Genomic DNA, 11814 nt, shown 5'->3' with positions numbered 1-11814 from the left:
TCAGCTTTCGATAAAGATCATGGCAGGCGTCTCCAGCAGCGTCTTGATGCGCTGGATGAAGACGGCGGCGTCCCAGCCATCGACGACGCGATGGTCGAAGCTGGATGAAAGGTTCATCATCTTGCGCGGCAGGAACTGCGTGCCGTCCCACATCGGGCGGACCATGATCTTGTTGACACCGACGATGGCCACTTCCGGGTGGTTGATGACCGGCGTGGTGGCAACGCCGCCCATGGCGCCGAGCGAGGTGATGGTGATGGTGGAGCCGGAAAGCTCCTCGCGGGTTGCCGTGCCGGTTTTGGCGGCGTCGGCAAGGCGGTTCACCTCAGCGCCGCAATCCCAGATGTCCCGCGCCTCGGCATGGCGCACCACCGGCACCATCAGGCCGCCGGGCGTCTGCGCGGCGATGCCGATATGGACGCCGCCATATTGATGCACGATGCCGGCCTCGTCGTCGAAGATGGCGTTGACGTTGGGCTGGTCGGCAATCGCCTTGACCATCGCCCGCATCAGGAAGGGCAGCAGGGACAGCTTGGGCTGGTCGGGGCGCTTGGCCTTGTTGAGAGCGGCGCGCAAATCTTCCAGTGCGGTAACGTCGATCTCCTCGACATAGGTGATATGCGGGATGCGCGATTTGGAGACCGACATCTTCTCCGCGATTTTTCTGCGCAGGCCGACGATCTTGATGTCCTCGACGGCGGTGTTCTGCGTAAGTCCCTTTGTTCCCACAGGGGCGGCTTGCAGCCCGCGCGCGATGAAGGCGTCGATATCCTCGTGGCTGATGCGCCCGGCGGGGCCGGTGCCGGATATCTGGCGCAGATCGAGTCCGGCTTCCCTGGCGCGCAGCCGTACGGCGGGTGAGGCGATAGTTCTTTCGCCTTCGGCGCGTGGGGCGCCGGAGGTCATTGGTCGAGCGGGGGAGGGAGCCGCAGCTTTGGCGGGTGGGGCGGAAGCAGCCGGCTTTGCAGGCGCGCTCGCGGCCTTTTCCACCGGCTTTTCAGCTTTTGATGCATCCACCGAAACGGGCTCGGGTTGCTTTTCCTCAGGCTTGGCGGCGGTGTCCGCAGCATCTTCGGCCTTGTCTGCACCGCCTTCGACCTTCAGCCGGATCAGCGGTGATCCAACCGCGACGACATCGCCGATTTCGGCACCCAGCCAGATGATCTCGCCATCGACGGGCGAGGGGATTTCGACAGTTGCCTTGTCGGTCATGACGGCGGCGAGCAGCGTGTCCTCGCGCACGAGGTCGCCGATCTTGACGTGCCATTCGACAAGCTCGGCCTCTGCCACGCCTTCGCCGACATCGGGAAGCTTGATGACATGTTCACCCATGATCACGCCTCCATGGTTTCGCGAAGGGCCAGCCCGAGACGGGCGGGGCCGGGGAAATAGTCCCATTCCTGCGCATGCGGGTAGGGCGTATCCCAGCCGGTGACGCGGGCGACAGGCGCTTCGAGATGGTAGAAACAATGCTGCTGGACGAGGGCTGCCAGCTCCGCGCCGAAACCGGAGGTCAGTGTCGCCTCATGCACGACGACGCAGCGGCCGGTCTTCTTCACCGAAGCGACAATCGTGTCGAGATCGAGTGGCAAGAGTGTGCGCAGGTCGATGATCTCGGCATCGATGCCGGTTTCCTCGGCTGCGGCTTCGGCGACATAAACCATGGTGCCGTAGGCGAGGATCGTCACCGCAGAGCCTTCGCGTAGGATGGAAGCCTTGCCGAGCGGCACGGTGAAATGGCCTTCCGGCACTTCGCCGAGCGGGTGTTTTGACCATGGCGTCACCGGGCGCTCGTGATGGCCGTCGAAGGGGCCGTTGTAGAGGCGCTTCGGTTCCAGGAAGATGACCGGGTCCGGGTCTTCGATGGAAGCGATGAGCAGCCCCTTGGCGTCGTGCGGGTTCGACGGCACCACGACTTTCAGGCCGGAGACGTGGGTGAAAAGGGCCTCGGGGCTCTGGCTGTGGGTCTGGCCGCCGAAAATGCCGCCGCCGGTGGGCATGCGGATGACGATAGGACAGGTGAACTCGCCGTTGGAGCGATAGCGCAGGCGCGCCGCCTCGGAGACGATCTGGTCATAGGCCGGATAGACATAGTCGGCGAACTGCACTTCGACACAGGGTTTCAGGCCGTAGGCGGCCATGCCGATGGCCGCGCCGACGATGCCGAGTTCGCTGATCGGCGCGTCGAAGCAGCGGGTGCGGCCGTATTTCTGCTGGAGGCCCTGCGTGCAGCGGAAGACGCCGCCGAAATAGCCGACATCCTCGCCGAAGACGACGACATCGTCGTCCTTGTCCATCGACACATCCATGGCGCCGCGGATCGCCTCGATCATGGTCATTCTGGGCATGATCAGACCCCCGCCTGCTGGCGCTGGCGCCTGAGATGCGGCGGCATCTCGGCATAGACGCCCTCGAACATGTCGCGCGTTGAAGGCTTGCCGCCAGCATGGAGCGTGCCGTGGCTTTCGGCTTCCTTCTGCGCGGTGATGACAGTGTCGAGAATTTCGGCCTCGGCCTGCTTGTGGCGCTCGTCCGACCATACTCCGCGCAGGATGAGATGGTTCTTCAGCCTTATCACCGGGTCGCCGAGCGGCCATGCGTCGGACTCGGTCTTGGGCCGGTAGGCGGAAGGATCGTCGGACGTTGAATGCGCGCCGACGCGGTAGGTGACATATTCGACCAGCGTCGGGCCGAGGTTGCGGCGGGCGCGTTCGGTCGCCCATTTGGCGACTGCATGGACGGCGAGATAGTCGTTGCCGTCGACGCGAAGTGCTGGAATGCCGAAGCCGAGGCCGCGGGCGGCGAATGTGCCGGAACCGCCGCGGGCAATGCCCTGAAAGGTCGAGATCGCCCACTGGTTGTTGACGATGTTGAGCACGACCGGCGCCTTGTAGGTCGAGGCAAAGACGAGGGCGGCGTGGAAGTCGCTTTCGGCGGTGGCGCCGTCGCCGACCCATGCGGCAGCGATCTTGGTGTCATTCTTGATGGCCGAGGCCATCGCCCAGCCGACTGCCTGAATGTACTGCGTCGTCAGATTGCCGGAGATCGAGAAGAAACCATGCTCCTTCGACGCATACATGACCGGCAGCTGCCGGCCCTTCAGTGGGTCGCGCTCGTTGGAGTAGATCTGGTTCATCATGTCGACCATGGGATAGCCACCGGCAATCAGCAGGCCGGCCTGGCGATAGGTCGGGAAATTCATGTCGCCCTGGTTGAGCGCCTTGCGGAAGGCACAGCTCACCGCCTCCTCGCCCATATGCTGCATGTAGAAGGAGGTCTTGCCTTGCCGCTGCGCCATCTGCATGCGGGTATCGAAGGCGCGCAGCGTCATCATGTGGCGCAGGCCTTCGGCAAGTTCCTCGTCGGTCAGCGTGCCGGCCCATGGCCCGACGGCTTCACCCTCGCGGTTGAGCACGCGGATGATCGAATAGGCAAGGTCGCGGATCGATTTCGGATCGGCATCCACCTCCGGGCGCGGCACCGAGCCGGCCTTGGGTATCGGCACATTGGAGAAGTCCGGCGTGCCGCCGGGGCGTACTTCCGGCTCGGGCACATGCAGGCTAAGCGGGCTGCCTTCGGTCATGCTTTCCTCCCGGCTTCGATCCGAAGCCAATTACATTCGGTAGCCATGGTCAAGTTCGCGAACATGCCGTGGCTCGGTTGCGTCATAGCGGCAGCGCCGTCGTCGACTTGATCTCGGAAAGCGAAACGATGGAGTTCACTTCCTGGATGCCGGGCAGGCTGCTGAGTTTTTCGAAGAAGAAAGTCTGATAGGCGTCATTGTCGGCGGCGACGACGCGGATCAGGAAATCGAACGTGCCCATCAGCACGTGGCATTCCAGTACCTCGTCATAGGAGCGGATGGCGTTGGCGAAATCCTCGAGGTTCTGCCGGCCGTGCATGGTCAGCTTCACCAGCGCGAAGATCTGAGCATTCAGCCCGACCTTGCGGCGGTCGATGATGGCAACCTGCCGGGTGATATAGCCCTCGTCCTTCAGCCGCTGGATACGCCGCCAGCACGGCGACTGCGACATGCCGACCATGTCGGCGATCTCGGCCGTGGAACGCGAGGCGTCCTCCTGCATCAGCAGCAGGATGCGACGGTCGAGCGGGTCGAGGTCATTCGGCATAGATCACCGTATGTCGAGGCTTGTTGAGCATTATTAATGTCACGATTTTTGATAATAGCAATATATTAGGCAGAAAATTTCCTAACTGCGCAGCTACTATTCTCCTAATGGGAATTGGGAGATTCAAATGACCGAGACTTTCACCACAGGCAACGCGCCGGCCGAAAAGGTCAGCTTCTTCGACGATCCGGCAACCGGATTGCGCGCCATCATCGTCATTCATTCGACCGCACTCGGGCCCGCCGCTGGCGGCTGCCGGTTCTGGTCCTATGCACAGAAGGATGATGCGGTAGCGGACGCGCTTCGACTGGCCGAAGGGATGACTTACAAGAACGCGCTGGCCGGTCTGCCGTTCGGCGGCGGCAAGGCTGTCATCATGCGTCCAGAAGGCGAATTCGATCGGGAAGCTCTCTTCAAGGCATTCGGCAGGGCGGTGGATAGCCTTAGCGGAAACTACATCACGGCCGAGGATGTCGGCACGCATGTCTCGGACATGCAGGCGGTGCGCAGCGTCACCCGCCATGTCGCCGGCCTGCCGTCGGATGGCAGCCATGCCGGCGGCGATCCTTCGCCGTGGACGGCGCTCGGCGTGTTTCTTTCGCTGCGCCATGCGGTCGAGCGCCGGTTGGGTGGAAAGCTCGCCGGCAGGACGGTGGCCGTTCAGGGCGTCGGCAATGTGGGGATGGAGCTTTGCCGCCTGCTGCATCAGGACGGCGCGCAACTCGTCGTGGCCGATGGCTCGGCGGAGCGTGCAGCCAAGGCTGCGCATCTTTATGGGGCGGTGGTCGTTGCGCCGGACGAACTGCTTTCAGCAGATGTCGATGTCGTCGCGCCTTGCGCACTTGGCGCTGTGCTCAACGAGCGTTCCATCGAAAGCCTGAAGGCCAAGGTGGTCTGCGGCGCAGCCAACAACCAGCTTGCAGTGCCGGAAGATGGCAGGCGGCTGGCTGCGCGTGGCATTCTCTATGCGCCGGACTATCTGGTGAATGCCGGTGGCATCATCAATGTGGTGGCCGAGAAGATGGGCGAGGCAAGTGCTGCGGTCGATGAGCGCGTGCGCCGCATTCCCGAGCGGCTGGCTGCCGTTCTCGATGCCGCAGAGGCGAGTGGCGAAGGCCCGAACTTCGTAGCCGACGCCATGGCGCGAGCGATCGTTGCCGAGGCGCGGCCGCAGGCAAGGCGGGTCGCGTAAGCGCGGACGCCGCCGGTTTAACGCTCGAAGACCTGCCGGCCGAACAAGCTGGCGATCAGCTCGACCACGAGCAGCGCGCTCTTGCCGCGGTCGTCGAGGAAGGGGTTGAGTTCGACAAGGTCGAGCGAGGTCGTCACGCCACGATCGGCCAGCATCTCCATGACCAGATGGGCCTCGCGATAGGTGACGCCGCCGCGCACGGCGGTGCCGACGCCGGGCGCGAGGTCCGGATCGAGGAAATCGACGTCGAAGCTGACATGCAACATGGCGTTTTCGGCTTCGACCCGGTCGAGAATGTCGCGCATGATGCTGCCGGTGCCGCGCTCGTCGATGACGCGCATGTCGAAGACATTGACGCCGGCTTCGCGCAGCGCCCTTCGTTCGTCGTGATCGATCGATCGCGCACCGTAGATCGAAACATCCTGCGGCCTGACCAGCGGCCGGTCATTCGGAAGAATGCCGTCCATGCCGGGACGGCCGCAGAAAAAGGCAACCGGCATGCCGTGCATGTTGCCGGACGGAGAGGTCAGCGGCGTGTTGAAATCGGAGTGGGCATCGAGCCACAAAACATGAAGCGGCCGGCCTGCTTCCGCAGCGAAGCGGGCGGCACCTGACACCGAGCCCATCGACAGGCTGTGGTCGCCGCCGAGGAAAATCGGCAACTGCCCCGCCGCGAGCGCGCCATAGGCGGCCTTGTCGAGCGTGCGCGTCCAGCCGGTTATGATTTCGGCGTTGAGCGCGGCGCCGGGGATCGTCAGGCCGGTGGCCGGTTCCGGCGTGAGATCGCCATGATCCGTCACGGCGTGGCCGAGGCTCGCCAGTTCCTTGGGCAGGTCGGCGACGCGCAGCGCATCCGGGCCCATCTTGCAGCCAAGCTTTCCCGCGCCTTCCTGGACGGGCGCGCCGAACAGGGCGATATTCCGGGGCAATCTGTCGAGCATCTGCAATGCGCCGGATTGCACGATGGAAAGGTCTTTTGGCTGATGAAGCATGATCGAAATCCCAAGCCGGGGAAGCTTTTGTTATTCTGGCTCAACGACCCGGTTTGGTGAAATTACGGTCAGGCGATATCAAAGAATATGCTAGACATGTGTATATTTGCATAGGCATTTGAGCAAAACGCCAAATGCTTTGTTCAAACCATCATCGAGACGAATATGGACGACCTTGATCGACGCCTGATTTCCGCCTTGCGCATAGATGGGCGTGCGCCGCTTTCAAAACTGGCGACCATGCTCGGCGTTTCGCGCGGCACGGTACAGAACAGGCTCGACCGGTTGGTCGAGACCAAGGAGATCGCCGGCTTCACCGTTCGGGTTCGCTCGGATCTTTCCGGCGACCGGGTTTCGGCGGTGATGATGATCGAGGTGGAAGGCAAGAATACGCGCCGCGTGGTGCAGTCCCTCAAGGCGATGCCCGGCATCAAGACACTCTACAGCACCAATGGCGCGTTCGATCTTGTTGCCGAGATCGAGGTTGCGACGCTGCTCGATTTCGACAGGGTTCTCTATGACGTGCGCATGATCGATGGCATTTCGCGGACGGAAACGAGCCTGCTGCTGGCGCCGGCGTAGTCAAAGCATGAACCGAATTTGCTCAGGCATGGTTGTGATGGGAAACGTCGAAGAAGACCGGCTCGCCTCGGTGCTTTCCGGCTTTTTTGCCTTGAGCGACAAGGATGTCTTCAGTTCAACTCAACCGGATGGTGCGGACGGTTTTTACAATTCGATCGGCAAGAGAAACCTGGCTTTGGTTCATTCCATTTCACAGCCCGACCTTTGGAAGCTTTCCGTTGATCTCGATTTCATCGAGCCGATTCCGGTGCGGGCGTTCCAGATGCTTGCCGATGGCCTTGATCTGACGATCGCCGTCTCACGGGAAGACCTGTTTCCGGACGAAGCCGGCACTGCTGCCGGCTATGGCGAGGTTATCTTTTCGAAGGCCGCGTCACCCGTTTCCGGCTTGGTCTTGTTTCGGGACGATCAGGAGGCTGGAGCTTCAAGCCAGCCCTGGAAGGTTTGGAACGCACCGCTGCGTCCACTGCCGGATTCAATCGTCGTTTGAAGCGTTCAGGTCTTCCGGTCGCAGGCCGTCGTCCGTGTCGCGGTCGTAGAGCGTGGCGCGGACGAAGATGGTGTTGGCAGCGCCCGGTTCGATCGAGAAGACGCCGAACTGTGGATCGTCCGGGCCATTGGCCGGGATGTGCAGGGTGATGCCGCCTTGCGGCCGCTCGGGAGCCGAGATCAGGAATGTCACGCCGTTGGGAAGTGCGACTTCGATTTGATCGGCGTCGATTATCGTTGCCTTGCCGTTTTGGCGCGCGCGAAAGGCGATGCCGCTCTGCCTGATGCCTGCTTCCGTCATGCTGCGTCTTTCAATTTCCGGCGATAGGGATCGAGGTGCGAAGACGATGCTACCAGGAATTTTGCCTGACAAGTAAAATTGACAACGAGGTATTTCTACTGAAAAACCTCAATAAAAATAAATAATTTGACTATTCGGTTGAAGAAGTTTAGAAGGTCTTTATCGATATTTGTTAGATCGAATTTTGGTTTTGCGCACGCTTAGCGCGCTCCTGACGAACTTCCCTTCAAAATCGAGATGTGAAAATCATCGCGCAGTCGTGCGGTGAATGACTAATATTTTCCGTAGAAAGGGTTCGTTATGAGCACCGGAACAGTAAAGTGGTTTAATTCGACTAAAGGCTTCGGTTTCATCCAGCCTGACGATGGCGGCCAGGACGTTTTCGTCCATATCTCCGCCGTCGAGCGCGCTGGTATGCGTGACATCGTCGAAGGCCAGAAGATCAGCTACGAGATGGTGCGGGACAACAAGTCCGGCAAGATGTCGGCTGACCAGCTTCAGGCTGCATAAACACCATTCGTCCAGCCGGTGACCACGGATGTACTGGCACCGTTGGCAGGACGAATGACAAGGAAGGGTCAGGCAATTGCCTGGCCTTTTTTGTTTCAGCGCCAGCCGCGATCACAGCCGCGCGGTGGGTGACACGTTTCAGTGCTGTGTAATTTTTGTTTTCGCATTCTTCGAAGGCCGATCCCGCTTCGAAGCGATGCTTGGTTGCTCCAGGAGGCAAACCATGGCCGACAATTCCCAGAAGACCCGCGAGCAGGCTGAGCTTGCCTTCAGCAAGGCGCAAACCCAATCGCTTGCCCGCAATCGCATTGTCGACGAGCATGATGCGATCGGCAACGAACGCGAAGCCAAGACCGCCAGGCTGCGTGAACTGCGTTTGCAGAAGGAGGCTGAAGATCTGGCCCGCGCTGCCGCCAACCCGGTCGCGCCGAAGCGCAAGGCCGGCGGCTCCAAGGCCTGATAGCAGGCGACTGCCTCCGGCAATTACCGGGCTGTGCAAGCCTTGGGCTAACCGGTGGCTATTACGCTTCCTGATGAATGATGTAGAGCTTCCGCGTCTTTTCGTGGATCGTCCATTCGCCGTGCCAGCCCTTCGGCAGAACCAGCATTTCACCGGCGTTAACTTCCTGGCTGCGGCCATCCGGGCCATGCAGCGAGACACGGCCGGAAACGATGTGGCAGGTTTCCGAATTGGTATCGCGCGCTGCTGTGAAGCGTCCCGGCGTGCATTCCCACACACCCACTTCCAGTTTTCCGTCCGGCGAAGACCACAGCGTCTTTGCGGCCTCGACCTGATCGCCCTCGAGCGAGGTCGGCTTGGGCGCGGGTTCGCCGAGATCGATGGAGGCGAGGTGGGCGAAGGTCTGGAAGTCGGTCATTATGTTATCCAAAGTTATGCGAGATCAGGCTCTGCTGGCGTTTCGGTGAGGTCACGCGCCGAACTGACGGCGCATGATTGCGATTCGACGGGGTCCGAGTTTCCTCAGTGACCGGTGATGCGATCGGCGATGGCTGCCAGCTTCGAAGTGTGATCGAGGCCGGCTTCCTCGCGTTCGTCGGCCATGCGGTAGAGCTGATACATCGAATGCACGCCCAGCCAGCGCATCGGTTCGGGCTCCCACTTGCTGACCTGGCGATTGACCCAGGGCAGGCGGGTCAGTTCGGTGTCGCGGCGTAGGATGAGGTCGCGCAGCGTGCGGCCCGAGAGGTTCGAGCTCGATACGCCAAGCCCGACATAGCCGCCGGCCCAGCCGATGCCGGTTTCCGGGTCGAGGCCGGCAGTCGTGCACCAGTCGCGCGGCACGCCGAGCACACCGCACCAGGCGTGGTCGATGCGCAGGTTCTTGGTCTGCGGCAGAAGGCGGACGAGGATGGCGTGGAGTTTTTCGATCGTCAGCTGCTGGGTCTGGCCGCGCACGTCGGTCTGCGAGCCGTAGCGATAGGGCACGCCGCGGCCGCCCATGGTGATGCGTCCCTCGCGGGTGCGCTGGGCGTAGCAATAGGCGTGCGCTGCGTCACCCAGTAGTTCATGGCCCTTCCAGCCGATCTCGTCCCATAGGGCGTCCGACACCGGCTCGGTGATGATCTGCGCGCTGTTGAGCGGCAGCCAGAGCCTTTCATTGCCGGGAATGCCGGCAGTAAAACCTTCCGTGGCGCGGATAATGATGGGCGCGCGCACCGTGCCGCGATTGGTGGTGACCTTGCCCTTTTCGATACCGGTCACGGTCGTCTGCTCATAGATCGGCACACCGAGGCGCTCGACGGCGTCGGAGAGGCCACGAACCAGCTTTGCCGGCTGCACGCGCGCCATGCCGCGCAGCACATAGGCGCCCTGCACATTGTGGATGGCGATGCGGGCGCGGGCATCAGCGGCGCTCAGGAATTCGATGCGGTCGGCCGGCATTTCCCAGGCCTTGGCCTCTTCATATTCGGCGCGGGCGCGGTCGAGCTGCGGCTTGTTGGTGGCGACGGTGATGTTGTCCGTGCGCAGGATATCGGCGTCGATGCCTTCGGCCTCAGTGACCGCAATCACTTCCTCGACCGTGCCGTACATGGCGCGCTGCATGTCGATGACGGCGCCGCGCGTCGAGGTCTTCAGGTATTTTTCGCGCGACCAGCCGAAGCCGCCGGACAGCCAGCCGCCATTGCGGCCGGAGGCGCCGAAGCCGGCGAATTCCTTTTCCACGATGGCGATGCGGATCGAGGGGTCGGCCTTTTTCAGATAGTAGGCCGTCCACAGGCCGGTGTAGCCCGCGCCGACGATGCAGACGTCGGCTTCGAGATCGCCGGGAAGCGGTGCGCGAAAGGCCGGCAGGCCGATATCGGCATACCAGAAAGAGACGTTGCCGTTGACTTTGGCGTCCATGTCTAAAAATCCTGCTAGAGCATCGGACCGAAAAGTGGGTACCGGTTTTCGGAATATTCCGATGCTCATTCTAAGTGTTAGATCGTCCTTTGTGCGTCCGAATGGACGCACGGCGATCTAGCGGAATGAGGGGTCAGGTCAGCGTCATGTCGGCGCGGTCGTCGTCGGCGAGCAGCTTGGAATCCTCGACCGACCAGCGCAGGTCGACCTCGTCGCCGATGGTGAAGGGCTTCGCCTCCAGCGAAGAGCGCACGACCGCAATCGAGCCGTCGCGCAGCACGACCTGGTATTTCGAGCCGGAGCCGAGATAGATCGCCTCGCTGACCTGTCCGGCAAGGCTGTTCTGCCCGTTGGTGATGGGCGCCTTTGCGGCTGCGAGCGACAGTTTTTCAGGGCGTAGCAGGATCACCGGCGTCTCGCCGCCGGCGAGTTTTTCCTTTGCCACGATCTTCTGGCCGGCAATGGTCAGGCCGGTCTCATCGCCTGATGTTTCGGCCTTGCCGCGCAAGGTCGTGGATTCGCCGATGAACTTGCCGACGAACAGCGTTGCCGGTTCGTCATAGAGTTGGCGGCCGGTGCCGATCTGCTCGATGCGGCCCTGGTTGAACACAGCGATGCGGTCGGACAGCACCAGGGCTTCTTCCTGGTCATGCGTGACATAGACGAAGGTGGTGCCGAGTTCGCGGTGGATGCGCTTGATCTCAAGCTGCAGCCATTCGCGCAGCTTCTTGTCGAGCGCGCCGAGCGGCTCGTCCATCAGGAGCAGAGGCGGGTCGAAGACGATGGCGCGGGCAAGCGCCACGCGCTGCTGCTGGCCGCCGGAAAGCTCGCTCGGGTAGCGATGGGCGAAGTCGGCCATCTTGACCATGTCGAGCGCTGCCTTGACGCGGCGCTCGCGCTCGCCCTTTTCGACGCCGCGCAGCGTCAGCGGGTAGGCGACGTTCTTGCCGACCGTCATGTGCGGGAACAGCGCGTAGTGCTGGAACACGACGCCGATATTGCGCTTGTGGGCCGGCACGCCGACGATGCTTTCGCCGCCGACCGAAAGGTCTCCAGCGGTGAGGTCGGTGAAGCCGGCGACCACATTCAGCGTCGTCGTCTTGCCCGAACCGGAGGGCCCGAGCAGCGTCATGAACTCGCCCGGCTCGATATGCAGGCTGACATTGTCGAGCGCGGTGAACTTGCCGTAGCGCTTCGTGGCATCCCGGATATCGATCGCTGCGCCGCGTTCTCTGGTCTTGGACGTGGACATG

14 protein-coding genes are annotated in these 11814 nt (G+C 62.1%); 5 read left to right on the top strand and 9 right to left on the bottom strand.

The features are described from left to right. From G6N74_RS08565 to G6N74_RS08550, 4 genes are all read right to left on the bottom strand, one after another. Entirely contained in the window at nucleotides 1-1332 is a 1332-nt protein-coding gene (locus tag G6N74_RS08565) for a dihydrolipoamide acetyltransferase family protein (RefSeq protein ID WP_165116322.1), read from the bottom strand. Between the two features lie 2 nt (nucleotides 1333-1334). Next, nucleotides 1335-2348, bottom strand: a complete 1014-nt coding sequence (locus G6N74_RS08560; RefSeq protein ID WP_165116320.1) for an alpha-ketoacid dehydrogenase subunit beta — start codon at nucleotides 2346-2348, stop codon at nucleotides 1335-1337. Between the two features lie 2 nt (nucleotides 2349-2350). Continuing rightward, a complete protein-coding gene (locus G6N74_RS08555) occupies nucleotides 2351-3583 on the bottom strand; it encodes a 3-methyl-2-oxobutanoate dehydrogenase (2-methylpropanoyl-transferring) subunit alpha (RefSeq protein WP_165116318.1) in 1233 nt (410 codons plus the stop codon). Nucleotides 3584-3665: 82 nt separating this feature from the next. Next, nucleotides 3666-4130: an Lrp/AsnC family transcriptional regulator gene (locus tag G6N74_RS08550; RefSeq protein ID WP_165116316.1), complete on the bottom strand. Its 465-nt coding sequence runs from the start codon at nucleotides 4128-4130 to the stop codon at nucleotides 3666-3668. Between the two features lie 127 nt (nucleotides 4131-4257). Here G6N74_RS08550 and G6N74_RS08545 point away from each other — a divergent pair, with 127 nt between their 5' ends. After that, nucleotides 4258-5322, top strand: coding sequence for a Glu/Leu/Phe/Val family dehydrogenase (locus G6N74_RS08545; RefSeq protein WP_165116314.1), 1065 nt, complete (start codon nucleotides 4258-4260; stop codon nucleotides 5320-5322). A gap of 17 nt (nucleotides 5323-5339) precedes the next feature. Here the strand turns inward: G6N74_RS08545 and rocF are convergent, their stop codons facing one another. Next, nucleotides 5340-6263, bottom strand: coding sequence for an arginase (gene rocF, locus G6N74_RS08540; RefSeq protein WP_165116805.1), 924 nt, complete (start codon nucleotides 6261-6263; stop codon nucleotides 5340-5342). Between the two features lie 216 nt (nucleotides 6264-6479). Here rocF and G6N74_RS08535 point away from each other — a divergent pair, with 216 nt between their 5' ends. Together G6N74_RS08535 and G6N74_RS08530 are read left to right on the top strand one after the other, a co-directional pair. After that, nucleotides 6480-6896 carry an Lrp/AsnC family transcriptional regulator gene (locus tag G6N74_RS08535; RefSeq protein ID WP_165116312.1) on the top strand — a complete coding sequence of 139 codons (417 nt, stop codon included), beginning with the start codon at nucleotides 6480-6482 and terminating at the stop codon, nucleotides 6894-6896. Between the two features lie 37 nt (nucleotides 6897-6933). Then, nucleotides 6934-7386: a hypothetical protein gene (locus tag G6N74_RS08530; RefSeq protein WP_165116310.1), complete on the top strand. Its 453-nt coding sequence runs from the start codon at nucleotides 6934-6936 to the stop codon at nucleotides 7384-7386. On the opposite strand, the gene G6N74_RS08525 is transcribed toward G6N74_RS08530, so the two are convergent. Further along, nucleotides 7372-7686 carry a hypothetical protein gene (locus tag G6N74_RS08525; RefSeq protein ID WP_165116308.1) on the bottom strand — a complete coding sequence of 105 codons (315 nt, stop codon included), beginning with the start codon at nucleotides 7684-7686 and terminating at the stop codon, nucleotides 7372-7374. The two genes, G6N74_RS08530 and G6N74_RS08525, sit on opposite strands and share 15 nt — an antisense overlap. Before the next feature lie 300 nt (nucleotides 7687-7986). On the opposite strand from G6N74_RS08525, the gene G6N74_RS08520 reads away from it, so the two are divergent. Beyond that, the gene (locus G6N74_RS08520; RefSeq protein ID WP_091913004.1) at nucleotides 7987-8196 is read left to right on the top strand and encodes a cold-shock protein; all 210 of its coding nucleotides are present in this window, start codon (nucleotides 7987-7989) and stop codon (nucleotides 8194-8196) included. 223 nt (nucleotides 8197-8419) lie between these two features. Continuing rightward, the gene (locus tag G6N74_RS08515; RefSeq protein ID WP_091913002.1) at nucleotides 8420-8656 is read left to right on the top strand and encodes a hypothetical protein; all 237 of its coding nucleotides are present in this window, start codon (nucleotides 8420-8422) and stop codon (nucleotides 8654-8656) included. 61 nt (nucleotides 8657-8717) lie between these two features. On the opposite strand, the gene G6N74_RS08510 is transcribed toward G6N74_RS08515, so the two are convergent. The 3 genes from G6N74_RS08510 to G6N74_RS08500 all read right to left on the bottom strand — a co-directional run bounded on the left by G6N74_RS08510 (nucleotide 8718) and on the right by G6N74_RS08500 (nucleotide 11813). Then, nucleotides 8718-9074: a cupin domain-containing protein gene (locus G6N74_RS08510; RefSeq protein WP_165116306.1), complete on the bottom strand. Its 357-nt coding sequence runs from the start codon at nucleotides 9072-9074 to the stop codon at nucleotides 8718-8720. 104 nt (nucleotides 9075-9178) lie between these two features. Then, nucleotides 9179-10561 (bottom strand): NAD(P)/FAD-dependent oxidoreductase, encoded by a 1383-nt coding sequence (locus G6N74_RS08505; protein ID WP_165116304.1) that lies wholly within the window; start codon nucleotides 10559-10561, stop codon nucleotides 9179-9181. Between the two features lie 133 nt (nucleotides 10562-10694). Further along, nucleotides 10695-11813 (bottom strand): ABC transporter ATP-binding protein, encoded by a 1119-nt coding sequence (locus tag G6N74_RS08500; RefSeq protein WP_165116302.1) that lies wholly within the window; start codon nucleotides 11811-11813, stop codon nucleotides 10695-10697. Nucleotide 11814: the final 1 nt, after the last annotated feature.

Origin of the sequence: Mesorhizobium zhangyense (assembly GCF_011045115.1) — a bacterium.
In the GTDB taxonomy this organism is placed as follows: Bacteria; Pseudomonadota; Alphaproteobacteria; order Rhizobiales; family Rhizobiaceae; genus Mesorhizobium_M; species Mesorhizobium_M zhangyense.
Note: the sequence above shows the minus strand (reverse complement) of the source record. Positions and strands in the feature narration are given on the sequence as shown.

Bases quoted from the DNA above. Each gene is read 5' to 3' on its own strand.
- G6N74_RS08565 (WP_165116322.1), bottom strand. From the start codon at position 1,332: ATGGGTGAACATGTCATCAAGCTTCCCGATGTCGGCGAAGGCGTGGCA.
- G6N74_RS08560 (WP_165116320.1), bottom strand. From the start codon at position 2,348: ATGCCCAGAATGACCATGATCGAGGCGATCCGCGGCGCCATGGATGTG.
- G6N74_RS08555 (WP_165116318.1), bottom strand. From the start codon at position 3,583: ATGACCGAAGGCAGCCCGCTTAGCCTGCATGTGCCCGAGCCGGAAGTA.
- G6N74_RS08550 (WP_165116316.1), bottom strand. From the start codon at position 4,130: ATGCCGAATGACCTCGACCCGCTCGACCGTCGCATCCTGCTGCTGATG.
- G6N74_RS08545 (WP_165116314.1), top strand. From the start codon at position 4,258: ATGACCGAGACTTTCACCACAGGCAACGCGCCGGCCGAAAAGGTCAGC.
- rocF (WP_165116805.1), bottom strand. From the start codon at position 6,263: ATGCTCGACAGATTGCCCCGGAATATCGCCCTGTTCGGCGCGCCCGTC.
- G6N74_RS08535 (WP_165116312.1), top strand. From the start codon at position 6,480: ATGGACGACCTTGATCGACGCCTGATTTCCGCCTTGCGCATAGATGGG.
- G6N74_RS08530 (WP_165116310.1), top strand. From the start codon at position 6,934: ATGGGAAACGTCGAAGAAGACCGGCTCGCCTCGGTGCTTTCCGGCTTT.
- G6N74_RS08525 (WP_165116308.1), bottom strand. From the start codon at position 7,686: ATGACGGAAGCAGGCATCAGGCAGAGCGGCATCGCCTTTCGCGCGCGC.
- G6N74_RS08520 (WP_091913004.1), top strand. From the start codon at position 7,987: ATGAGCACCGGAACAGTAAAGTGGTTTAATTCGACTAAAGGCTTCGGT.
- G6N74_RS08515 (WP_091913002.1), top strand. From the start codon at position 8,420: ATGGCCGACAATTCCCAGAAGACCCGCGAGCAGGCTGAGCTTGCCTTC.
- G6N74_RS08510 (WP_165116306.1), bottom strand. From the start codon at position 9,074: ATGACCGACTTCCAGACCTTCGCCCACCTCGCCTCCATCGATCTCGGC.
- G6N74_RS08505 (WP_165116304.1), bottom strand. From the start codon at position 10,561: ATGGACGCCAAAGTCAACGGCAACGTCTCTTTCTGGTATGCCGATATC.
- G6N74_RS08500 (WP_165116302.1), bottom strand. From the start codon at position 11,813: ATGTCCACGTCCAAGACCAGAGAACGCGGCGCAGCGATCGATATCCGG.